Below are 21,010 nucleotides of genomic sequence, written 5' to 3' on the forward strand. Positions count from 1 at the left end.
GCGACTACTCGGTCGCGGTCCGCTCCTGCTCGTCGCGCTTGGCCTTGCGGGCGTTCCGGATGTACGTGAGCGCCATCGGCACGACGGTCACGACGACCGCCGCGAGCAGGATGATGTCGATGTACTCGCGGACGATGTGCGCGACGAACGGGATGTGCCCGATGAAGTACCCGAGGAACGTGACCCCGACGCCCCAGACGAGGGCCCCGATCGCGTTGTAGAGCGAGTACTTCTTGTAGTCCATCCGCCCGACGCCGGCGGCGATCGGCGCGAAGGTGCGGACGACCGGCACGAAGCGGGCGAGGATGACGGCGAGCGGCCCGAAGCGGTGGAAGAAGGCGTTCGTGCGGTCGACGTTCGCCTTCGAGAACAGTCCGCTCTCGCGGCGTTCGAAGATCGGCGGACCGGCCTTCTTCCCGATGAAGTACCCGAGCTCCCCGCCGAGGAACGCGGCCGCGCCGATCATGAGCGCGGCGACCCAGATCGGGATGCCGCCGATCTCGCCACCGCGGTCGAAGGCGAACAGGCCGGTGATGACGAGCAGGCTGTCGCCGGGGAAGATGAACCCGATGAGCAGGCCCGTCTCGGCGAACACGATCGCACAGACGACGAGCACCGCGATCGCCCCGAAGTGATCGAGGATGTACTGCGGATCCAGCCAGGGGATCAGGGCGAGGGCGACGGAGTGCATGGTTCTTCCGGGTGGAGGGCGGGGTCACGGGGAGGACTCCCGCGTGACGAGGGTACCGTCCGGGGGTCGTCGGCCCATCCGCCCGGGGTATGACTTCCCTCCGGGTGCGGGAGAAGTGCGGAAGACCGTGCTGCTGTCCGTGCGGAAGGAGGGACTCGAACCCTCACGCCTGGGGCACAGGAACCTAAATCCTGCGTGTCTACCGATTCCACCACTCCCGCGAGCAGCGGCAGTCTACCGAGGGCGGGCGGCGGGGCGGCGGTGATCCGCGCCTCCAGGCCGTCGCCGGACCGGCCGTGCTGCGGGCGTCAGCGAAACGGTCAGCGCAACTGTCGGGGCAGGTACCTCGGGACGTAGCGCAGCAGGATCCCCGCGCCGACCAGGCCGAGCACGCCCATCACCCCGCTCGCCACCGCGATCGACGCGACCGCCGTCACCCCGGCGATCACGAGGGGCGCAGCGGCCTGGCCGAAGTCCCCGGTGAACCGCCAGGCACCCAGGAACGGGGCCGGGTTGCCCCGCGGTGCCAGGTCCGCGCCGAGCGTCATGAGGATGCCGGAGCCGACGCCGTTCGCGAGCGACATCCCGATGGCGATGGCGACGAACCAGCCGACCCGTGCGTCGAGGTGTCCCGACCACGCGAGGAGGAAGTAGCTGACGCTCAGGCCGAGCATGCAGGGGAGGGCGCTCGCCAGACGACCCCAGCGGTCCATGATCTGGCCGCTCGTGTAGAAGAGCGCGAAGTCGACGGCACCGGCGATGCCGATGACGAGCGCTGCGGTGGCGTCGTCGAGGCCGACGCTGACCGCCCAGAGCGGCAGGATCACCTGCCGTCCGGCGCGGAGCGCGCCGATGAGTCCGGCGCCGCTCCCGAGGCGGAGCAGGACGGCGCGGTTCGCGCGGATGGTGCGGAAGAGGCCGTGGGCCTCCTGTTGGACGAAGTGCGCACCGGTGTCGGCGGGCGGTTCCGCCGGATTCGTCGTGTCGGTCGTGCCCGTCGCGTCGGTCACGTCGGTCATCCGGTCCGGTGCGGGCCGGGAGGCGCGGGGCGGCTTCCGCAGACCGCGTGCGCCCGTCGCCGGGTCGCGCAGGACGAGGAGCACCACCGCCGCCGCGAGGCAGCAGACGATGTGGATCCAGAAGGCGCTCTGCGTCGTGCCCGTCAGGTGGACCACCCCGGCGGCGATGAAGGGACCGACGAAGTAGCCGAAGCGGAAGACCCCGCCGAGGCTCGACAGGGCCCGTGCCCGGATGTGCAGGGGGATCGCGGTCGTCATGTAGGCGTGCCGGGCGAGGGCGAAGACGGCGGTCGAGACACCGACGAGGAACACCCCGAGCGCGAGCACCCACGCGTTCGGCGCCACGGTGCAGACGAGGAGACCGACGACGGACACCACCGCCGCGCCGATCATCGCGTTCCGTTCACCGATCCGTGCGACGACGACCCCCGAGGGCACGTCGCCGATGAGCTCCCCGACGAGGATGAGCGCGGCGACGAACCCGGCGAACGCCAGGCTCGCACCGAGCGAGGACGCCGCGATCGGGATGATCGGGATGATCGCTCCCTCGCCGATCGCGAAGAGTGCGGCGGGCAGGAACCCGGACAGCAGGACCGCCCGGAAGTCGAAGGCGGGGGTGTCGGAGGTCATCGCTCGTGCAAGGGTACGCGGGACGCTTACCCTTGATGCATGCGAGTACTTGCAGCGATGAGCGGTGGTGTCGACTCGGCGGTGGCCGCCGCACGGGCCGTCGACGCAGGACACGACGTGGTCGGCGTGCACCTCGCCCTCAGCCGGATGCCCGGCACGCTCCGCACCGGCAGTCGTGGGTGCTGCACGATCGAGGACTCGATGGACGCCCAGCGCGCCGCGTCCGCCCTCGGGATCCCGTACTACGTGTGGGACTTCTCGGCCCGGTTCAAGGAGGACGTCGTCGACGACTTCGTGGCCGAGTACCAGGCCGGTCGGACGCCGAACCCCTGCATGCGGTGCAACGAGCGGATCAAGTTCGCGGCACTGCTCGAGAAGGCGCTCGCCCTCGGGTTCGACGCCGTCGCGACCGGCCACTACGCCTCCATCGTCACCGGACCGGACGGCGCACGGGAGCTCCACCGGTCGGCGGCGTGGGCGAAGGACCAGTCCTACGTGCTCGGCGTGCTGACCGCCGAGCAGCTGCAGCACGCGATGTTCCCGCTCGGCGCGACGCCGTCGAAGGACGAGGTCCGTGCCGAGGCCGCTCAGCGCGGTCTGACGGTCGCGCAGAAGCCGGACTCCTACGACATCTGCTTCATCCCCGACGGGGACACCCGCGGCTGGCTGGCCGACCGGGTCGGCGCCGCCCCGGGCGAGGTCGTCGAGCGCGACGGCACGGTCGTCGGCTCGCACGACGGCGCGACCGGCTACACGGTGGGACAGCGGCGCGGGCTCGCCCTCGGTCGCCCCGCAGCGGACGGCAAGCCCCGGTTCGTGCTCGAGATCCGACCGAAGGACAACACGGTCGTGGTCGGCCCGAAGGAGGCGCTCGACGTCACCTCGATGTCCGGGTCGCGGTTCACGTGGGCCGGCACCGCTCCCGCCGACCCGTCCGTCCCGTTCGCGTGCGACGTGCAGATCCGTGCCCACGCCGACCCGGTGCCGGCCACCGCGCGGGTGTCCGACGGGCTCCTGGTGATCGACGTGGACGCGCCGCTCTCGGGCGTCGCCCCGGGGCAGACCGCGGTCGTCTACGTCGGCACGCGCGTCCTCGGGCAGTGCACGATCGACTCCACGGTGTCGGCGGTCCCCACGACGGTGTGATCCCAGGGTCGGTGGCGCCCTGTAGAACTGTTCCATGAGCGAGACCGACGCCACGTTCGAGACCATCGACCCCGCCGAGCTCGACGCCGCGCAGGCGCAGCGCGAGGTGGACCGGCTCCGGTCCCGGATCAACGAGCTGCGGCGCGCGTACTACTACGGCGAGAACGGCTCGACGGCGTCCGACGCCGAGTACGACACGATGGCCCGACGGCTCGCAGCGATCGAGCAGCGCTTCCCGGAGCTCCTCACCGACGACAGCCCGACGCAGACGGTCGGAGCGGACGCGCAGGCCCAGTGGGTCCAGTTCGCGCCGGTCGAGCACGCCGAGCGGATGCTGAGCCTCGACAACGTGTTCAGCCCCGAGGAACTCACCGACTGGGCGGTCAAGGTCCAGCGGGACGCCGGCGCCGAGCGCGTCCGGTTCCTCACCGAGCTGAAGATCGACGGGCTCGCGATCAACCTGCGCTACGAGGACGGCCGGCTCGTCTCGGCCGCCACCCGCGGCGACGGCGTCGTGGGCGAGGACGTCACCGGCAACGTGCTCACGATGGGCACCATCCCGGACCGCCTCTCCGGCAGCGGACACCCGCCCATCGTCGAGGTCCGTGGCGAGATCTTCTTCCCGGTCGAGCAGTTCGACGAGCTGAACGCCCGGCAGCGCGACGCGGGGGAGCGTGTCTTCGCCAACCCGCGGAACGCCGCGGCCGGCTCCCTCCGTCAGAAGGAAGAGGGCAAGTCCGAGGCGAAGCGCGTGCTCATGGTCGACCGGCTCCGACGGCTGCGCATGCTCGTGCACGGCATCGGCGCGTGGCCGGTCCGCGAACTCGAGCGGGACACCGACGTCCGCGCGCAGTCCGAGGTGTACGAGCTCCTGCAGTCGTGGGGTCTGCCGACGTCGAGCCACTACCGGGTGTTCGACACCATCGACGAGGTCATCGGCTTCGTGCGGGACTACGGCGACCGCCGCGCCTCGGTCGAGCACCAGATCGACGGCATCGTGATCAAGGTCGACGACCTCGCCCTGCACGAGGAACTCGGCTCGACCTCCCGCGCGCCCCGTTGGGCGATCGCGTACAAGTACCCGCCGGAGGAAGTGCACACGAAGCTCGTCGACATCGTCGTGAGCGTCGGGCGGACCGGTCGTGCGACCCCGTTCGCGGTGATGGCCCCGGCCGAGGTCGCCGGGTCGGTGGTCCGCCAGGCAACGCTGCACAACCAGCAGGTCGTCAAGGCGAAGGGCGTCCTCATCGGCGACACGGTCGTGCTGCGGAAGGCCGGCGACGTCATCCCCGAGGTGCTCGGGCCGGTGGTGGAGCTCCGGGACGGCAGCGAACGCGAGTTCGTGATGCCCACGAACTGCCCCGAGTGCGGCACGCCCCTCGCCCCGGCGAAGGAGGGCGACATCGACCTCCGCTGCCCGAACGCGAAGAGCTGCCCGGCGCAGGTCCGTGGCCGGGTCGAGCACATCGCCTCCCGCGGGTCGCTCGACATCGAGGGACTCGGCGAGGTCGCCGCGGCGGCGCTGACGCAGCCGTCGCACCCGGAGCAGCCCCCGCTCGTGACCGAGGCCGGCCTGTTCGACCTGACGATGGAGGACGTCGTGCCGATCGAGGTGATCGTCCGCGACTCCGAGACCGGCATGGAGAAGACGGCCGACGACGGTGCCCCCAAGCGCGTGACCCCGTTCAGTCGGGCGCGCAAGAAGACCGACCCGCCCTTCGACCCGGATGCCCGCGGCGCCGACCACACCGGCGAGCCGAGCCGCTACCCGTCGAAGAACGCGTTCGAGATGCTCGCGAACATCGACGCCGCGAAGACGAAGCCGTTGTGGCGCATCCTGGTCGGCCTGAGCATCCGGCACGTCGGTCCGGTCGCGGCGCGTGCGCTCGCGAATCACTTCGGCTCCCTCGACGCCATCCGATCGGCCTCGCGCGAGGAGCTCGCGGCCGTCGACGGCGTCGGCGGGATCATCGCCGACGCCCTGCTCGACTGGTTCGAGGTGGACTGGCACCGCGAGATCATCGAGCGCTGGACCGCCGCCGGCGTGCAGTTCACGACGCCGGGCCACCCCGGCCCCGGAGCCGCCGAGACCGAGGGCGGGGTCCTCAGCGGGGTGACGGTCGTCGCGACCGGCTCGCTCGAGGGGTACAGCCGCGAGGGCGCGCAGGAGGCGATCATCGCCGCCGGGGGCAAGGCGGCGTCGAGCGTGAGCAAGAAGACCGACTTCGTCGCCGCCGGTCCGGGTGCCGGTTCGAAGCTCACGAAGGCCGAGCAGCTCGGGCTCCGGATCATCGACGCGGAGCAGTTCCGGCTGCTCGTGACCGAGGGGCCGGCCGCGCTCGGCGACGCGCCGGAGCCGGATCCAGCAGCTGAGTAGTCCTCGAGCCCACACGGAACGGCTGTCCAGACGCCGCGGCGCGCCCCTCGCCCCACCCAGTTCAGGGGGCAAGTTGCAACTCGCACGACACGGGGACCGGCATTCTCCTTACACTCGTTAGAGCATCACCCGTTGTCTGCAGGGGGACGACGGGACGGCCTTCCCGGGGGAGACCCGATTGCTGCTCATCGCCGCGGCTCTGCTCACCGCCTCGATGCACTCGCTCGGAGTGGTCGAGGCCCCAGTCGCGCCCACCACGCACTCCGTCGCGGCCCAGACGGTGTCCACCAGGCTCGTCGCCGACGTGACTCGCTCACGGCCGGTCACGTCCGGGGTGCAGATGACCGCGGAGGACCTCGCGACCGCACACGGTCGCACGTTCCTCGTCGACCTGTCGTCGCTCGACCGGTCCGCGCTCGTCCGTGCCGCGACCGATGGACGAGTCCTCGCGACCGCGGAGGACGACCCGCCGTCGGCCTCGGACGTCACGACCTGGTGGGCCGGCCTCGGAGCCGACGAGCACCGTCTGCTCGAGACCGCGGCGCCGTCCGTCGTCGGGAACCTCGAGGGCGTGCCCTACGACGTCCGTGACCGTGCCAACCGCGCCGTGCTCGAGGCCGGCCTGACGGACCCCTCGGTGAGCGCGGCCCGCACGGCCATGCTCGGCCAGGTGGAGCAGTCGCTCGTCCACGAACCCGGAGCACCGCGCCGGAACCTCATCACGCTCGACACCCGCGGCTCCGGACGCGCGGCGATCGCCATCGGCGACCTCGACACCGCGGCCGACGTCACGGTCGTCGTCCCCGGGATGTTCTTCACCGTCACCGGGCAGATGACCGACTTCACGAACACCGCGAACGACCTGTACAGCGAGCAGGCGACGCTCGCCGGGGTCGCCGCGCCGGGGTCCGGGACCGGCGTCGCCGTCGTCGCGTGGATGGGGTACCGCACGCCGGACCTGTCCAACATCCTGTCGCTCGGCCTGGCGAAGACCGGGGCCGAACGGCTCGAGCGGACCGTCGACGGGGTCCGTCAGATCCGGGACGCCGAGCAGCCGCGGATCAACATCGTCGCGCACTCGTACGGGTCCACGACGGCCCTGATGGCGCTGGCGTCCGGACGGATGCGCGCCGACTCCCTGACCGTGCTCGGATCGCCGGGCAGCGACGTGCAGACGTCGGCCGAGCTCGCGGTCGGTGCCGGCCAGGTGTTCGTCGGCGACGCCCACAGCGACCCCATCGCGGGCTCCGGGTACTTCGGCACCGACCCGGGCTCGAAGGCGTTCGGTTCGACGGTCCTCGACCTCGCCGGTGGCGCGGACCAGCAGGACGCCGGGGACGTGTTCCGTCGGCCGAACGGACACAACGACTACCTGAAGCCCGGCACGGCCTCGCTGCACGACGTGGCGCTCATCTCGGTCGGCCGTGGCGACCTCGTCCGTGACGAACTCCGACGGGGCGAGGGCGGGAAGGACGGCGTCCCGCAGACGTCGCCGGACATGTACCTCGTGCGACCGCAGGACCTGCAGCCGCGCGACTGACCACACGGGGGCTCGGCCGGGTGACGCGGCCCGGGTCCCGGGTGCCCGGTGCCGGGTGCCGGGTGGCGGAGCCTGGGTGGGAACCTGTGTGCCGACGCAGCCTCATCTGGTTCCACGGCAGAACCAGTACAGCCCTGCCCCATACCGTGCCGTGCATGCGTGTGGTGCGATGGCCTGGTGCTCTCCTGACGTTCGTCGCGCTGTCGGCGCTGGCCGGCATGCTCGTCGCCGTCGCCGTGACCCCGGGCGTCGCCGTCGCGGGTGAGGGGACCTCCGGGGCGGTCGCCTTCTTCGAGGACCTGCCGAGCTACCTGGACATCAAGACCCCGCAGCAGGTGTCGTCCGTCTACGCGACGAAGGACGGTCAGCAGGTCAAGATCGCGTCGTTCTACGCCGAGAACCGGACGACCGTGGCGTCGAACGCGATGGCCGACACGCTCAAGCGGGCCGCGATCGACACCGAGGACCCGAGGTTCCTCGACGAGGGCGGGATCGACGTCGTCGGGACGCTCCGCGGCGCGGCCGCGACCGTCGTCGGCGGGGACGTGCAGGGCGGGTCGAGCATCACCCAGCAGTACGTCAAGAACGTCCTCGTGCAGGAGTGCGAGGAGCTGACGGGGAAGAACGCGGCCGACACCGCGAAGAAGATCGCCGCGTGCTACGAGGACGCCGCCGGGGTCACGCCGCAGCGGAAGCTCCAGGAGATGCGGTACGCCATCGCCGTCAACAAGAAGTACTCGAAGGACCAGATCCTCACCGGGTACCTCAACCTCGTGGGCCTCGGCGGGCGGGTCTACGGCGCCGAGGCCGGCGCCGAGTACTACTTCGGCGTGCACGCGAAGGACCTCTCCCTCGTGCAGTCCGCGACGCTCGTGGCGATCCTCAACAACCCGTCGAACCTGCGCATCGACCAACCGGCGGACACCGACAACGGCTCGGCGAACGGGTACGCGAAGACCAAGGAACGCCGGGACTACGTGCTCCAGCGGATGTACGTGCACCACGACGTCACCAAGGCGCAGCTCGACGAGGCGAAGGCGACCCCCGTCACGCCGAAGATCACCGCCACCGCCAACGGGTGCTCGTCCGCGGCGACCGGGTACGACGCCGGGTACTTCTGCGACTACGTCCGCGACCAGGTGCTGCAGGACCCGGCGTTCGGCAAGACCGCCGCGGAGCGCATCGCGACCCTCGACACCAAGGGCCTCGAGATCCACACCTCGCTCGACCTCGACCTGCAGTCCCAGGCGCAGACGGCGTTGTCGACCTACGTCCCCGCGACCATGGCCGGCGTCGACGTCGGCGGCTCGAACGTCACGGTCGAACCGGGCACCGGCCGGATCCTCTCGATGGTGCAGAACACGTCGTACACGCAGGGCGACACCGCCGCGGCGGGGTCGACGGCGGTGAACTACAGCGCCGACAGCGGCTTCGGGAACTCGGGCGGGTTCCAGACCGGCTCGACCTACAAGGTGTTCACCCTGGCGGAGTGGCTCGCGAGCGGCCGAACCCTGTCCGAGTCGGTGTCGACGACCGAGCACACGTTCGAGAACGCCGAGTTCACGAACTCCTGCCAGAACGTCAGCGGCGGCACCTGGCCGGTCGCCAACGCCGAGAGCGTGCCGTCGTCGATGACCGTGCAGGCAGCCACCTCCGAGTCGATCAACACCGCGTACGCGCAGATGGGCAAGCAGCTCGACCTGTGCAAGATCGCCCAGCTCGCCCAGTCGATGGGGATCCACCGAGCCGACGGCAACGCCCTGACGCAGACCCCGTCGTCGATCCTCGGCGTGAACGAGCTGTCGCCGATCGACCTCGCCGAGGCCTACGCCGGGTTCGCGAACGGCGGCGTGGTCTGCACCCCGACCGCGATCGACTCGGTGACCGCGGCCGACGGCACGAAGATCACGCCGTCGCCGTCCTCGTGCACCCAGGGCGTCTCCGCCGAGGTCGCGGGCACCGTGGACTACGCACTGCAGGGCGTCCTCACCGGGGCCGGCACCGGCGCGAGCGCGAACCCCGGCGACACCGTGCCGAAGTTCGCGAAGACCGGCACCACCGACGGCGACGTGCAGAACTGGCTCGTCGCGTCCACGACGAAGTACACGAACGCGACCTGGGTCGGCAACGTGCAGGGGCAGGTGAGCCTGGCGAACTGGCCGTTCCTGCAGGGCACCACCGGGTACAGCGCGAAGTTCGGGGTCGGGAAGTCGATGATGTCCTACCTCGACCAGACGGTCGGCGGCGGCGCGCTGCCGACACCGGACCCGGCGATGATCGGGCAGGCGAGCCACGCGTCCACGACGACCCCGTCGGGCCAGACGCAGACGGGCCAGACGACGCAGGACCAGACGGACCAGGACCAGACGGACCAGGACCAGACGGACCAGGCCCAGACGGACCAGGCCCAGAAGGGCCAGCAGCAGAACGGCAAGTGAGGCACCAATAGACTGGTGCGCATTCCACGAACCGATCGACGGAGCACCATGCCTGACATCACGAGCGAGCAGGTCGCCCACCTGGCGAACCTCGCACGCATCGCACTCACGCCCGAAGAGATCGAGAAGCTGACCGGGGAGCTCTCGCACATCGTCGAGAGCGTCGCCAGGGTCACCGAGGTCGCGACCCCGGACGTCCCCGCGACGAGCCACCCGGTGCCCCTCGGCAACGTCACCCGGCCCGACGTGGTCGGGCCGACGCTCACGCAGGAGCAGGCGCTCTCGGGCGCCCCCGACTCCGACGGCGAGCGGTTCCGTGTGACGGCCATCCTCGGCGAAGAACAGTAGAGCGAAGAGCAGTGACTGACGACATCACGAAGCTGAGCGCCGCGGCGCTCGCCGACGCCCTCGTGGCCCGCGACGTCTCGAGCGTCGAGGCCACCCAGGCACACCTCGACCGGATCCAGGCCGTGGACGGCGACGTCCACGCGTTCCTGCACGTCAACCAGAACGCGATCGCAGCGGCGAAGTCGATCGACTCCCGCCGCGCCGCCGGTGACGACCTCGGTCCGCTCGCCGGTGTGCCGATCGCCGTGAAGGACGTCCTGTGCACGCAGGACATGCCGACCACGTCCGGCTCGAAGATCCTCGAGGGCTGGGTGCCGCCGTACGACGCCACCCCGGTCGCGAAGCTCCGTGCCGCCGGCCTCGTGCCGCTCGGCAAGACCAACATGGACGAGTTCGCGATGGGCTCGACCACCGAGTTCTCGGCGTACGGCCCGACCCACAACCCGTGGGACCTCGACCGCATCCCCGGCGGGTCCGGCGGTGGCTCGGCCGCCGCGGTCGCCGCGCACGAGGCACCGCTCGCCCTCGGCTCGGACACCGGCGGCTCGATCCGTCAGCCCGGTGCCGTCACCGGCACGGTGGGTGTGAAGCCGACCTACGGCGGCGTCAGCCGCTACGGGGCGATCGCGCTCGCGTCGAGCCTCGACCAGGTCGGACCGGTGTCCCGCACCGTCCTCGACGCCGCGCTCCTGCACGACGTCATCGGCGGGCACGACCCGAAGGACTCGACGAGCATCCCGGACGCCTGGCCGTCGATGGCCGCCGCCGCGCGCGAGGGCCTGCAGGCCGACACGCTCCGCGGCCTGCGGGTCGGTGTGGTGAAGGAACTCGCCGGTGGCGAGGGCTTCCAGGCCGGCGTCACGCAGCGCTTCCAGGAGACCGTGGCGATCCTCGAGTCCGCGGGTGCCGTGGTCGTCGAGATCGACGCCCCGTCGTTCGCGTACGCGATCAGCGCGTACTACCTGATCCTCCCGGCCGAGGCGTCGTCCAACCTGGCGAAGTTCGACTCGGTGCGCTTCGGCCTCCGCGTCACGCCGGAGAACAGCGCCACCGTCGAGGACGTCATGGCCGCCACGCGCGAGGCCGGCTTCGGCCCCGAGGTCAAGCGCCGCATCATCCTCGGCACCTACGCCCTGAGCGCGGGCTACTACGACGCGTACTACGGCTCGGCGCAGAAGGTCCGGACGCTCGTCCAGCGCGACTTCACGGCCGCGTTCGAGCAGGTCGACCTGCTGGTCAGCCCGTCGGCACCGACGACCGCGTTCCCGATCGGGGAGCGCATCGACGACCCGCTGGCGATGTACCTCAACGACCTCACGACGATCCCGGCGAACCTCGCGGGCGTCCCCGGCATGAGCATCCCGAACGGCCTCGCGCCCGAGGACGGACTGCCCACCGGCGTGCAGCTGATGGCGCCCCAGCGCGAGGACGCCCGGCTCTACCGCTACGGCGCCGCGCTCGAGCGTCTCCTCGAGCAGCAGTGGGGTCACCCGCTCATCGACAGCATCCCGGACCTCGACCAGAGTCAGCAGTCCGCTGCGCAGGAAGGTGTGATCTGATGGCGCAGAAGGACGCGCTGATGGACTTCGACGAGGCACTCCGGCTGTACGAGCCGGTCCTCGGTTTCGAGGTCCACGTCGAACTCGCGACGAAGACCAAGATGTTCTCCGACGCGCCGAACTTCTTCGGGGGCGAGCCGAACACGAACGTCACACCGGTCGACCTCGGGCTGCCCGGGTCGCTGCCGGTCGTCAACGCGCAGGCCGTGCGCTACTCGATCCAGCTCGGGCTCGCGCTCGGCTGCTCGATCGCCGAGTCCTCGCGGTTCGCCCGGAAGAACTACTACTACCCGGACAACCCGAAGAACTACCAGATCTCCCAGTACGACGAGCCGATCGCGTACGAGGGCGAGGTCGAGGTGGAACTCGCCGACGGCACCATCTTCAACATCCCCATCGAGCGTGCCCACATGGAGGAGGACGCCGGCAAGCTGACGCACGTCGGCGGTGCCACCGGTCGCATCCAGGGCGCCGAGTACTCGCTCGTCGACTACAACCGTGCCGGCGTGCCGCTCGTCGAGATCGTCACGAAGCCGATCTTCGGCACCGAGGAGCGCGCGCCCGAGCTCGGGGCGGCCTACGTGCAGGTCATCCGTGACCTCGTCCGTGCGCTCGGCGTCTCCGAGGCCCGCATGGAGCGCGGCAACCTGCGGTGCGACGCGAACATCTCGCTGCGCCCCCGCGGGCAGGAGAAGCTCGGGACCCGCACGGAGACGAAGAACGTCAACTCGTTCCGTGCGGTCGAGCGCGCCATCCGCTACGAGATCCAGCGGCAGGCCGCGATCCTCGCCGACGGCGGGACGATCACGCAGGAGACCCGGCACTGGCACGAGGACACCGGCCGCACCTCGGCCGGCCGTCCCAAGTCGGACGCCGACGACTACCGCTACTTCCCGGAGCCCGACCTGCTCCCCGTCGTGCCCGACCCGGCCGTCATCGAGGAGCTCCGCGCGTCGCTGCCGGAGGCCCCGGTCGCGCGTCGTCGCCGGCTCAAGGGTGACTGGGGCTTCACCGACCTCGAGTTCCAGGACGTCGTCAACGGCGGCCTCCTCGACGAGGTCGAGGGGACCATCGCCGCCGGTGCCACGCCGCAGGCCGCGCGCAAGTGGTGGACGGGCGAGATCAGCCGTGTCGCCAACACGCAGGACGCCGCCGCGGGTGACCTCGTGTCCCCGCAGCACGTCGCGGAGCTGATCGGGCTCGTCGAGTCCGGTGACCTCACCGATCGGCTCGCGCGCCAGGTGCTCGAGGGCGTCATCGCAGGCGAGGGCTCGCCCGCCGCGGTCGTCGAGTCCCGCGGGCTCAAGGTCGTGTCGGACGACTCGGCGCTGACCGCCGCCGTCGACGAGGCCCTCGCAGCGCAGCCCGACGTGCTCGCGAAGATCAAGGACGGCAAGGTCCAGGCCGCCGGTGCCATCATCGGTGCCGTGATGAAGGCCATGCGGGGCCAGGCCGACGCGGCTCGCGTCCGCGAGCTGGTCCTGGAGCGTGCCCAGCAGTCCTAGACCGCACGGTCGCAGCAACAGACGGGAGGCGCGGTGCCAGCTGGCACCGTGCCTCCCGTCCGTCCGTGGTCGCCGTCGACCTCCGACAACCTGGGGACGCGTCAGCGATCCGGTGACAAGATGAGTCGTGACCGCAACGATCCGCGCCATCGGTACCGCCCTCCCCACGAAGACGCTCGAGCAGGCAGCGGTCCGGGACCTGTTCGTCGGGCAACCCGACCTCGGTCGGCTCGGCAGACGGCTCGTCCCCGCGGCGTTCGACGCCTCCGCCGTGGAGCACCGGCACACGGTGCTCGAGGAGCTCGACGCCACGCGTCCGGCCGGGGCGTTCCGCGACGAGGACGGTGTCCTCCGCTCGCCGTCCACCGGCACCCGGAACGACCGCTACCGGGAGCTCGCGCCCGCGTTGTTCGTCGCCGCCGCTCGTGACGCCGTGGAGCGTGCCGGGATCGAGGCCGCATCGGTGACGCACGTGGTCACGGTGTCCTGCACCGGGTTCACGCAGCCCGGGCCGGACCTCGACATCGTCCGCGAACTCGGTCTCCGGCCGACCGTCTTCCGCCAGCACATCGGGTTCATGGGCTGCTGCGCGGCGTTCCCGGCACTCCGGATCGCGGACGCCTTCGCCGCGTCCGACCCGGACGCGGTCGTGCTCGTCGTCTGCGCCGAGCTCTGCACGCTGCACGTCCGCGCCTCCGACGACCCGGACCAGATCGTCGCCAACAGCGTCTTCGGCGACGGTGCCGCCGCGGTGGTCGTCACGGCCGAGGGGGACGGGCTCCGCATCGACGAGTTCGCCACCACCGTCGTGCACGAGGGCGCCGCCGAGATGGCCTGGAACATCGGCGACGAGGGCTTCGAGATGGTGCTCAGCACCGCCGTGCCGAAGCTCGTCGGCGCCACCGTCGCGCAGGCCGTCGGGCCGCTGTTGCCGGCCGGCGGTGCAGCCGCGGTGCCGGTGTGGGCCGTGCACCCCGGCGGTCGCGCGATCCTCGACCGCACGCAGGACGCCCTGGGCCTGTCCGACGAGGTGATGGCGCCGAGCCGTGCCGTCCTCCGCGATCACGGCAACATGTCGAGCGCCACGGTGCTGTTCGTCCTCCGGCAGGCGCTGGAGGACGGGATCGCGGACGGGGCCGGCGTCGTCGCGTTGGCCTTCGGACCCGGCCTGACGGTCGAGGCCGCACGGCTCACGGCGGTCGGGACGACACCGCGGACGACGTCGCGGGCGGCGACGCCGACCGTGCTGCGCACCCCGGTGACGCAGCTGATCCCGCAGCGGGCGGCCGATGCCGACCCCGTCGCCGTGGTGCCCGCAGGACTGTCGTGAGCCGCCGTGACGGAGCCGGACCGCGCCTCCCGGTCGACCTGACGGTACGGGCCGTCGACCTACGCGAGCTGATGGACGAGCCGGACTGCGATCCCGACGCCCTCGCCCGCACCTTCCGGCGGTTCGCGCTCGTGAACGCCCTCGTCAGCGGGTGGCGTGCGGTGTGGCGGACGCACGTCGCACCGGCGCTGCCGGCCGACGGACGAGGACGCGTGCTCGACCTCGGGTGCGGGGGCGGGGACCTCGCGCGCGCGATCGTGCGGTGGGCCGCCGCCGACGGGTTCGACGTCGAGGTCGTCGGCGTGGACCCCGACCCCAGGGCCATCGAGGCGGCGACCCGCTCGACCACGCGTGGCGTGACCTTCCGGCAGCAGTCGAGCGGCGAGCTCGTGGCGGCGGGGGAGCGCTTCGACGTCGTCGTGTCGAACCACGTGCTGCACCACCTCGGCGACGAGGAACGACACGGGTTCCTCGCCGACTCCGAGACGCTCGCGGCGACCAGGAGCCTGCACTCCGACATCCGTCGGTCCACCGAGGCCTACCGGGCGTACGCGCTCGGTGCGGCGTTCGTCGCGGCCGGCACCTTCGTCCGGGTCGACGGTCTGCGCTCGATCCGACGGTCGTTCACGCTGCCGGAGCTGCGCGAGGCGTTGCCGACCGGGTGGCGTGCGGAGCAGGCGGCCCCGCACCGGGTGCTCGCGATCCGCGACGCCTGACGGTCGCGTCGGTCAGCTCCGCTCGGTGGCCTGTTCGGCGGCCGGCTCGGTGGCCGGCTCGGACGCCCGCCGGAGGAGGTCGGCGTGGAGTGTGGCCGCGCCGGCGGGATCGAGACCGAGGACCTCGGACTCGGGGACCCCGAGGTCGGCCAGCGCACGCACCAGGTACAGCGGCAGGGCATGGTCGGGGATCGCTCGGACGGGTGCCCCGCGATCGGGCAGGACGCCGTCGTCGACGCAGCGCCAGAACGCCGTCGCGTCGACCGCCAGCTGGTTGCGGAGGATGTGCCCCCACGTCCGCGCGCTGTAGGTCGATCCGTCCACCGGCCGCGAGATGCGCGTCCGCAGGACGCGGGCGTCCCAGAGGGTGAGCTCGTACGTGCGGTGGTGCCGCACGGGTCGGCCGGTTGCCCCGCGGACCAGCCGCCACTGCTCGGACGTGCAGAAGGCGTCGTGGTGCTCGCGGTTGGGTGCCGGGTGCCGGGTGCTACTCACCGCCGCGCTCCAGCCAGTCGCGGAGTTCGTCGTCCGTCGACAGCTTCACGAGCTGCACGAGGGCCCAGGCGTCGTGGTGGTTCGGCGCGTGCTGGAGACGGTCCTCCCAGTCGGCGGCGTACTCGCGGAGCGACAGCGCCAGGTCGTCGAGTGCCTCGTCGACGTCCGCGCCCTCGGACACGAACGGGCGTCCCGCCATCAGGGCGACGACCACGCCGTCTTCGCGGACGACGCTGACGCGCGGGGGGACCGTGCGGAAGAAGTAGCGGCGCAGCGGGTCGACGGGCAGCATCGCGGAGACGGCACCGTCGCGGGCGACGGTCACGGTGCGGCCGGTGGCGTTCGCGTCGAGCATGTCCTTGAAGTGCTCACGGGCGCGTGAGTAGGTCGGGTAGTCGGCTGCGATGGGCACGAAGGCCTCCGGTGAGTACGGCATGTACGGAGCGTACGTGGCGTACTCATCCTAGGGGGTGGTGGGGTGGGATCTGTGGAGAAGTCGCAGCGGTCCCGCGTCGGCTAGCGTCAGGGCATGGCACCGCAACCGCTGCACCGCGTCGCGGTCCTCGTCCTCGACGGGGCGAAGCCGCTCGACGTCGGGATCCCGGCGCAGGTGTTCTCGAACCGGCCGAGCATGCCGTACGAGGTCCGGGTCTGCGGGCCGCGGGCCGGTCGGATCGCGGGCGGCGACGGGCTCGCGTACGCGGTCGACCACGGGCTCGAGGCGCTGGAGTGGGCGCAGACGGTGTTCGTGCCCGGCTACCGGTCACCGGCGGACACGCCCCCGCCCGCGGACGTCGTCGCCGCCCTCGCGCGGGCGCACGAGCGCGGCGTGCGGATCGCGGCGATCTCCACGGGGGCGTTCGCACTCGCGGCCGCCGGGCTGCTCGACGGCCGTCGCGCCACCACGCACTGGCACTACACGCGGGCGCTCCGGGAGCGCTACCCCGCGGTGGACGTCGACGAGGACGTCCTGTTCGTCGACGCCGGCACGGTCCTCACGAGCGCCGGAGCGGCGAGCGGGATCGACCTGTGCCTGCACATCGTGCGACAGGACCACGGCGTCGCCCTGTCGAACCACGTGGCACGCCGGCTCGTCAGCGCCCCGTACCGGAGCGGCGGGCAGGCCCAGTACGTGCCGCGCAGCATGCCCGAACCCCTCGGCGACGTGTTCGCGGACACCCGGGAGTGGGCGCTCCGACACCTGGCCGAGCCGCTGACGCTCGAAGCGCTCGCCCGGAACGCGACGGTGTCCCCGCGGACCTTCTCGCGGCGCTTCGTGGAGGACACCGGGTACACGCCGATGCAGTGGGTGCTCCGTGCCCGAGTCGACCTGGCGCGGGAGCTCCTCGAACGCTCCGACCTCGGCGTCGACCAGGTGGCGGAGCGGGCCGGGCTCGGGTCGGACGCGAACCTGCGGACGCACTTCCGGCGGATCCTCGGGACGTCGCCGACCGAGTACCGGCGGACGTTCCAGGACTGATCCCCGACCTGCGGTCGCGGGTCGGCCTGCCGAACCAACCGCGGCCCGTGTTGGCGAGATCCTTCCGGACGCTGGCTTCCCTGCCACTGGAGCCGTGCCTCCAGGCCGATGAGCATGGACTCCGGAACGAAAGGACGTCCCCATGACCCGCATTGCCATCAACGGCTTCGGCCGCATCGGCCGCAACACCCTCCGTGCCCTCCTCGCCCGGGGCGGAGACGACCTCGAGGTCGTCGCCGTCAACGACCTCACCGCACCGGACACGCTCGCCCACCTGTTCCGGTACGACTCCGCACTCGGCCCGTTCGACGGGACCGTCGAGGTCGACGGGGACACCCTCGTGATCGACGGTCGCCGCATCCGGGTGCTCGCCTCGACCTCGCCGGCGGAGCTGCCGTGGGCCGAACTCGGCGTCGAGGTCGTCCTCGAGTCGACCGGACGCTTCACCGCACGCGACGCCGCAGCCGGCCACCTCACCGCCGGTGCCCGACGGGTCCTCATCAGCGCGCCCGCGACCGGCGCCGACGCCACCATCGCCTACGGCGTGAACAGCGACGTCTTCGACCCGGCGGCACACACCGTGGTCTCGAACGCGTCCTGCACGACGAACGCGCTCGCGCCGCTCGCGTCGGTGCTCGACGACCTCGCGGGGATCGAGCACGGCTTCATGACGACCGTGCACGCGTACACGCAGGAGCAGAACCTGCAGGACGGGCCGCACCGGGACCTCCGTCGGGCGCGGGCCGCCGGCGTGAACATCGTGCCGACCTCGACCGGCGCCGCGAAGGCGATCGGGCTCGTGCTGCCCCGCCTCGAGGGGAAGCTCTCCGGCGACGCGATCCGCGTGCCGGTGCCCGTCGGGTCCATCGTCGAGCTGAACACCGTCGTGTCGCGGGACGTGACCGTCGACGAGGTCAACGCGGCCTACCGTGCGGCAGCCGCCGGGCCGCTCGCCGGGGTGCTGGCGTACACGGCGGACCCGCTCGTGTCGACGGACATCACCGGGCGGCCGGAGTCGAGCATCTTCGACTCGCTGCTCACCCGCGTCGACGGGGGCCGGCACGTCAAGGTGGTCGCCTGGTACGACAACGAGTGGGGCTTCTCGAACCGCGTGGTGGACACGCTCGGGATGCTGGCGCGCGCGTAGCGCTGGCGGGCTGCGTGCGGCTGGCGGCGGCGGCTGCGGCGGCGGCTGCGCCTGCGGCTGCGGCTGCGGCTGCGGCTGCGCGGTTTCGCGCTGAGCGACAGTTCACGGGCTCGTGGCCGCGTGACCTGTCGCTCAACTCGAAACGTCGTCGAGCGGGGCACCCGCCGCGCGCTCGGCGAAGCGCGCGCGGGGCACCCGCCGCGTCAGCGGATCGCGGCCGTGGTCGACGCGAACGAGCGGGAGCGCACGGCCTCGCGGTAGCGCCGGAGCGCGACCTCGCCGGCCCCGACGGACTCCAGTGCCGCCAGCCCCGCCCCGAGCACCGGGGGATCGGTCACCCAGGTCGGCACCGCTCCCGGCACCCGCCCCGCGAGACCCGACACGACCCCGTCGACGAGCAACGGGTCCCGCGCGGCGAGCACGCCGCCGCCGAGCACGACCGGCACCGGCGACTCCGCCGACCCGCCGAGCCCGAGCCGTCCGAGCGACACGGACGCCAGGAGCACTATCTCCTCCGCCTGCCGTTCGACGACGCTCTTCGCGACCGCGTCACCGGCTCCGGCGACCTCGAACAGCACCGGGCAGAGCCGGTTGAACACCCGGTGGTCGAGGCGACCGAAGTGGATGGCCTCGGTGACCTCGCGGACGGTGCCGAGTCCGAGCGCCGACGGTACGGCGTCGACGAGCGCCGTCGCGGGGCCACGGCCGTCGTCGGCCCGCGCCGCGTGCCAGAGTGCCCGGTTGCCGAGGTACGCGCCACCGCCCCAGTCACCGGAGACGTCGCCGATCGCGGGGAACCTGGCGGTCTCGCCGTCGGCCCGCACCGCGAGGGCGTTGATGCCCGTCCCGCACACCACCGCGGCGGCGTCGGGCGACAGCGTTCCGGCCCGCAGCAGCGCGAACAGGTCGTTGTCGAGGACGTCGGGAGCGCCGCCGTCCTCGTCCCAGTGGGCGAGGGCCGCCTCGGCCGCGACGAGTTCGTCGTGCAGGTCGAGTCCGGCGAGGTACACGTGCGTCGTCCGGATCCGGCGGTCGCCGAGTCCGCCGAGGACCCGTGCGCGGACGTCGTCGAGGATCGGGCCGGCCAGGTCCCACCCGCGGGTCTGGGGGTTCGACCCGGGACCGCGCGCGTGACCGACGAGCGTGCCGTCGAGCCCGATCGCGACCACGTCGGTCTTGCTGCCGCCGCCGTCGACGGCCAGCACGACGTCGCCGGCGTCCGTCGGCTGCGGTGCCACGGGACTGGAGGCGCGTGTCGTCCCCGCCCCGCCGGCCCGGCTCAACCCGCCCACGTCAACTGCTCCGATCGCGTCCACGGCAGGTGCTCCGCGTTCGCGGCCAGGAGCAGGTCCGTGAGCTTCTCGGCCTTGTCGACCTGACCGACCAGCGGGTGCGCCCACATCGCGCGGAGCACCCGGTCCCGCCCGCCGTGCACCGCGGCGTCGAGGGCGAGTCGCTCGTAGCCGGCGACGTGCGACACGAGACCGACCATGTCCTGGTCGAGCGGGGACACCGGCAGCGGGGTGATCGCCTGCCGGGTGACGCGCGCCGGTACCTCGATGACGTGGTCGTCGGGCAGGAACGGGAAGGTGCCGTCGTTCCGGACGTTGAGGACCTGGACGTCGCCGCGGTCGCCGAGGATCGAGGAGAGCACGTCGATCGCGGCCTCGGAGTAGTACGCGCCGCCGCGCTGCTCGAGTTCGGCCGGCTTGGTGACCACGGACTCGTCGGCGTACTTCGCCAGCAGGGCCCGCTCCGTCGCCATCACGGCCTCGGCACGGGTCGGCTCGTGGAGCTGCTCCTCGAGCACGGTGTCGTGCGCGTAGAAGTAGCGCAGGTAGTACGAGGGGACCGCGTGCTGCAGGCGGATGAGGTCCTCGCCCATGTGCACGCTCTCGGCCATCCGGGTGAGGGCATCTCCCGGAGCGAGGAGTTCGTCGAGCACGTCCCGCGTGCTGCCGTCGGCGCCGGTGACGTGCACGCCGCGTTCCCACGTCAGGTGGTTCAGCCCGACGTGGTCGAGCCGCACGTGGTCCGGGGCGACGTCGAACTCCTTCGCGAAGCGACGCTGGAACCCGATCGCGACGTTGCAGAGCCCGACGGCGCGGTGACCGGCCTCGAGCAGTGCCCGCGTCACGATCCCGACCGGGTTCGTGAAGTCGACGATCCAGGCGTCCGGCTTGGCGTGCTTCCGGACGAGTTCGGCGTACGCGAGCACCACCGGCACGGTGCGGAGCGCCTTGGCGAAGCCGCCGGGGCCCGTCGTCTCCTGCCCGATGCAGCACGCCTCGTGCGGCCAGGTCTCGTCCTGCTGCCGTGCGGCCTGCCCGCCGATCCGGAGCTGGAACATCACGGCGTCGGCGTCGGTGACCCCGGCGACGACGTCGTCGGTGACGTGCACGTTGCCGGGGTGCCCGGCGTGCGCGAACATCCGCTTGGCGACCCCGCCGACCAGCTCACGCCGGACCGGGTCGGGGTCGACGAGCCATAGTTCGTCGATGGGGAGCTGGTCGCGGAGCCGGGCGAAGCCGTCCACGAGTTCGGGGGTGTAGGTGGATCCGCCACCGATGACTGCGAGTTTCACTGTGG

17 protein-coding genes and 1 tRNA gene are annotated in these 21,010 nt (G+C 71.9%); 11 read left to right on the forward strand and 7 right to left on the reverse strand.

The genetic code is table 11. The annotated features are described in order from the left end of the window. Positions 1-4: 4 nt before the first annotated feature. The 3 genes from DEJ28_RS04915 to DEJ28_RS04925 all read right to left on the reverse strand — a co-directional run bounded on the left by DEJ28_RS04915 (position 5) and on the right by DEJ28_RS04925 (position 2,340). Positions 5-691, reverse strand: coding sequence for a DedA family protein (locus tag DEJ28_RS04915; protein WP_111117108.1), 687 nt, complete (start codon positions 689-691; stop codon positions 5-7). A 140-nt stretch (positions 692-831) separates the two neighbouring features. Beyond that, positions 832-912: transfer RNA gene (locus DEJ28_RS04920), tRNA-Leu, on the reverse strand. 99 nt (positions 913-1,011) lie between these two features. Continuing rightward, complete coding sequence (locus tag DEJ28_RS04925) at positions 1,012-2,340, reverse strand: MFS transporter (protein ID WP_111117107.1); 1,329 nt, start codon at positions 2,338-2,340, stop codon at positions 1,012-1,014. A 39-nt stretch (positions 2,341-2,379) separates the two neighbouring features. Between DEJ28_RS04925 and mnmA the strand changes: the two genes are divergently transcribed. The 9 genes from mnmA (at position 2,380) to DEJ28_RS04970 (ending at position 15,299) form a co-directional block, all read left to right on the forward strand. Beyond that, positions 2,380-3,486: a tRNA 2-thiouridine(34) synthase MnmA gene (gene mnmA / locus DEJ28_RS04930; RefSeq protein WP_111117106.1), complete on the forward strand. Its 1,107-nt coding sequence runs from the start codon at positions 2,380-2,382 to the stop codon at positions 3,484-3,486. Positions 3,487-3,520: 34 nt separating this feature from the next. After that, positions 3,521-5,863, forward strand: coding sequence for an NAD-dependent DNA ligase LigA (ligA, locus tag DEJ28_RS04935; RefSeq protein ID WP_111117105.1), 2,343 nt, complete (start codon positions 3,521-3,523; stop codon positions 5,861-5,863). A 178-nt stretch (positions 5,864-6,041) separates the two neighbouring features. Then, positions 6,042-7,403 carry an alpha/beta hydrolase gene (locus tag DEJ28_RS04940; RefSeq protein ID WP_111117104.1) on the forward strand — a complete coding sequence of 454 codons (1,362 nt, stop codon included), beginning with the start codon at positions 6,042-6,044 and terminating at the stop codon, positions 7,401-7,403. 155 nt (positions 7,404-7,558) lie between these two features. After that, entirely contained in the window at positions 7,559-9,841 is a 2,283-nt protein-coding gene (locus DEJ28_RS04945) for a transglycosylase domain-containing protein (protein WP_111117103.1), read from the forward strand. Positions 9,842-9,889: 48 nt separating this feature from the next. After that, positions 9,890-10,189: an Asp-tRNA(Asn)/Glu-tRNA(Gln) amidotransferase subunit GatC gene (gene gatC / locus DEJ28_RS04950; protein ID WP_111117102.1), complete on the forward strand. Its 300-nt coding sequence runs from the start codon at positions 9,890-9,892 to the stop codon at positions 10,187-10,189. A gap of 11 nt (positions 10,190-10,200) precedes the next feature. Next, the gene (gene gatA / locus DEJ28_RS04955) at positions 10,201-11,748 is read left to right on the forward strand and encodes an Asp-tRNA(Asn)/Glu-tRNA(Gln) amidotransferase subunit GatA (protein ID WP_111117101.1); all 1,548 of its coding nucleotides are present in this window, start codon (positions 10,201-10,203) and stop codon (positions 11,746-11,748) included. After that, positions 11,748-13,253, forward strand: coding sequence for an Asp-tRNA(Asn)/Glu-tRNA(Gln) amidotransferase subunit GatB (gatB, locus tag DEJ28_RS04960; protein WP_111117100.1), 1,506 nt, complete (start codon positions 11,748-11,750; stop codon positions 13,251-13,253). The genes gatA and gatB overlap by 1 nt, the downstream gene beginning before the upstream one ends. Before the next feature lie 127 nt (positions 13,254-13,380). Next, complete coding sequence (locus DEJ28_RS04965) at positions 13,381-14,583, forward strand: type III polyketide synthase (protein ID WP_111117099.1); 1,203 nt, start codon at positions 13,381-13,383, stop codon at positions 14,581-14,583. After that, positions 14,580-15,299, forward strand: coding sequence for a methyltransferase domain-containing protein (locus DEJ28_RS04970; RefSeq protein WP_111117098.1), 720 nt, complete (start codon positions 14,580-14,582; stop codon positions 15,297-15,299). Before DEJ28_RS04965 ends, DEJ28_RS04970 begins: the two co-directional genes overlap by 4 nt. Positions 15,300-15,311: 12 nt before the next feature. Here the strand turns inward: DEJ28_RS04970 and DEJ28_RS04975 are convergent, their stop codons facing one another. Beyond that, a complete protein-coding gene (locus DEJ28_RS04975; RefSeq protein WP_181433838.1) occupies positions 15,312-15,794 on the reverse strand; it encodes a cytotoxic translational repressor of toxin-antitoxin stability system in 483 nt (160 codons plus the stop codon). Next, a complete protein-coding gene (locus DEJ28_RS04980) occupies positions 15,787-16,230 on the reverse strand; it encodes a prevent-host-death protein (protein WP_111117097.1) in 444 nt (147 codons plus the stop codon). Before DEJ28_RS04980 ends, DEJ28_RS04975 begins: the two co-directional genes overlap by 8 nt. 93 nt (positions 16,231-16,323) lie before the next feature. On the opposite strand from DEJ28_RS04980, the gene DEJ28_RS04985 reads away from it, so the two are divergent. Both DEJ28_RS04985 and gap read left to right on the forward strand, forming a co-directional pair. Then, on the forward strand, positions 16,324-17,274 hold the full coding sequence (locus tag DEJ28_RS04985; protein ID WP_111117096.1) for a GlxA family transcriptional regulator: 951 nt from the start codon (positions 16,324-16,326) through the stop codon (positions 17,272-17,274). Positions 17,275-17,416: 142 nt separating this feature from the next. After that, complete coding sequence (gap, locus tag DEJ28_RS04990) at positions 17,417-18,421, forward strand: type I glyceraldehyde-3-phosphate dehydrogenase (protein WP_111117095.1); 1,005 nt, start codon at positions 17,417-17,419, stop codon at positions 18,419-18,421. Between the two features lie 203 nt (positions 18,422-18,624). Here gap and DEJ28_RS04995 read toward each other — a convergent pair whose 3' ends face one another. Then, complete coding sequence (locus DEJ28_RS04995) at positions 18,625-19,659, reverse strand: N-acetylglucosamine kinase (protein WP_220034668.1); 1,035 nt, start codon at positions 19,657-19,659, stop codon at positions 18,625-18,627. Between the two features lie 41 nt (positions 19,660-19,700). Beyond that, positions 19,701-21,005 carry a 6-phospho-beta-glucosidase gene (locus DEJ28_RS05000; RefSeq protein ID WP_111117094.1) on the reverse strand — a complete coding sequence of 435 codons (1,305 nt, stop codon included), beginning with the start codon at positions 21,003-21,005 and terminating at the stop codon, positions 19,701-19,703. Between the last annotated feature and the right edge of the window lie 5 nt (positions 21,006-21,010).

Source organism: Curtobacterium sp. MCPF17_002 (assembly GCF_003234115.2).
Classification (GTDB): Bacteria; Actinomycetota; Actinomycetes; order Actinomycetales; family Microbacteriaceae; genus Curtobacterium.

Excerpts from the sequence above, each read along its gene's own strand:
- DEJ28_RS04915 (WP_111117108.1), bottom strand. The coding sequence starts at position 691 with ATGCACTCCGTCGCCCTCGCCCTGATCCCCTGGCTGGATCCGCAGTAC.
- DEJ28_RS04925 (WP_111117107.1), bottom strand. The coding sequence starts at position 2,340 with ATGACCTCCGACACCCCCGCCTTCGACTTCCGGGCGGTCCTGCTGTCC.
- mnmA (WP_111117106.1), top strand. The coding sequence starts at position 2,380 with ATGCGAGTACTTGCAGCGATGAGCGGTGGTGTCGACTCGGCGGTGGCC.
- ligA (WP_111117105.1), top strand. The coding sequence starts at position 3,521 with ATGAGCGAGACCGACGCCACGTTCGAGACCATCGACCCCGCCGAGCTC.
- DEJ28_RS04945 (WP_111117103.1), top strand. The coding sequence starts at position 7,559 with ATGCGTGTGGTGCGATGGCCTGGTGCTCTCCTGACGTTCGTCGCGCTG.
- gatC (WP_111117102.1), top strand. The coding sequence starts at position 9,890 with ATGCCTGACATCACGAGCGAGCAGGTCGCCCACCTGGCGAACCTCGCA.
- gatB (WP_111117100.1), top strand. The coding sequence starts at position 11,748 with ATGGCGCAGAAGGACGCGCTGATGGACTTCGACGAGGCACTCCGGCTG.
- DEJ28_RS04980 (WP_111117097.1), bottom strand. The coding sequence starts at position 16,230 with ATGCCGTACTCACCGGAGGCCTTCGTGCCCATCGCAGCCGACTACCCG.
- DEJ28_RS04985 (WP_111117096.1), top strand. The coding sequence starts at position 16,324 with ATGGCACCGCAACCGCTGCACCGCGTCGCGGTCCTCGTCCTCGACGGG.
- gap (WP_111117095.1), top strand. The coding sequence starts at position 17,417 with ATGACCCGCATTGCCATCAACGGCTTCGGCCGCATCGGCCGCAACACC.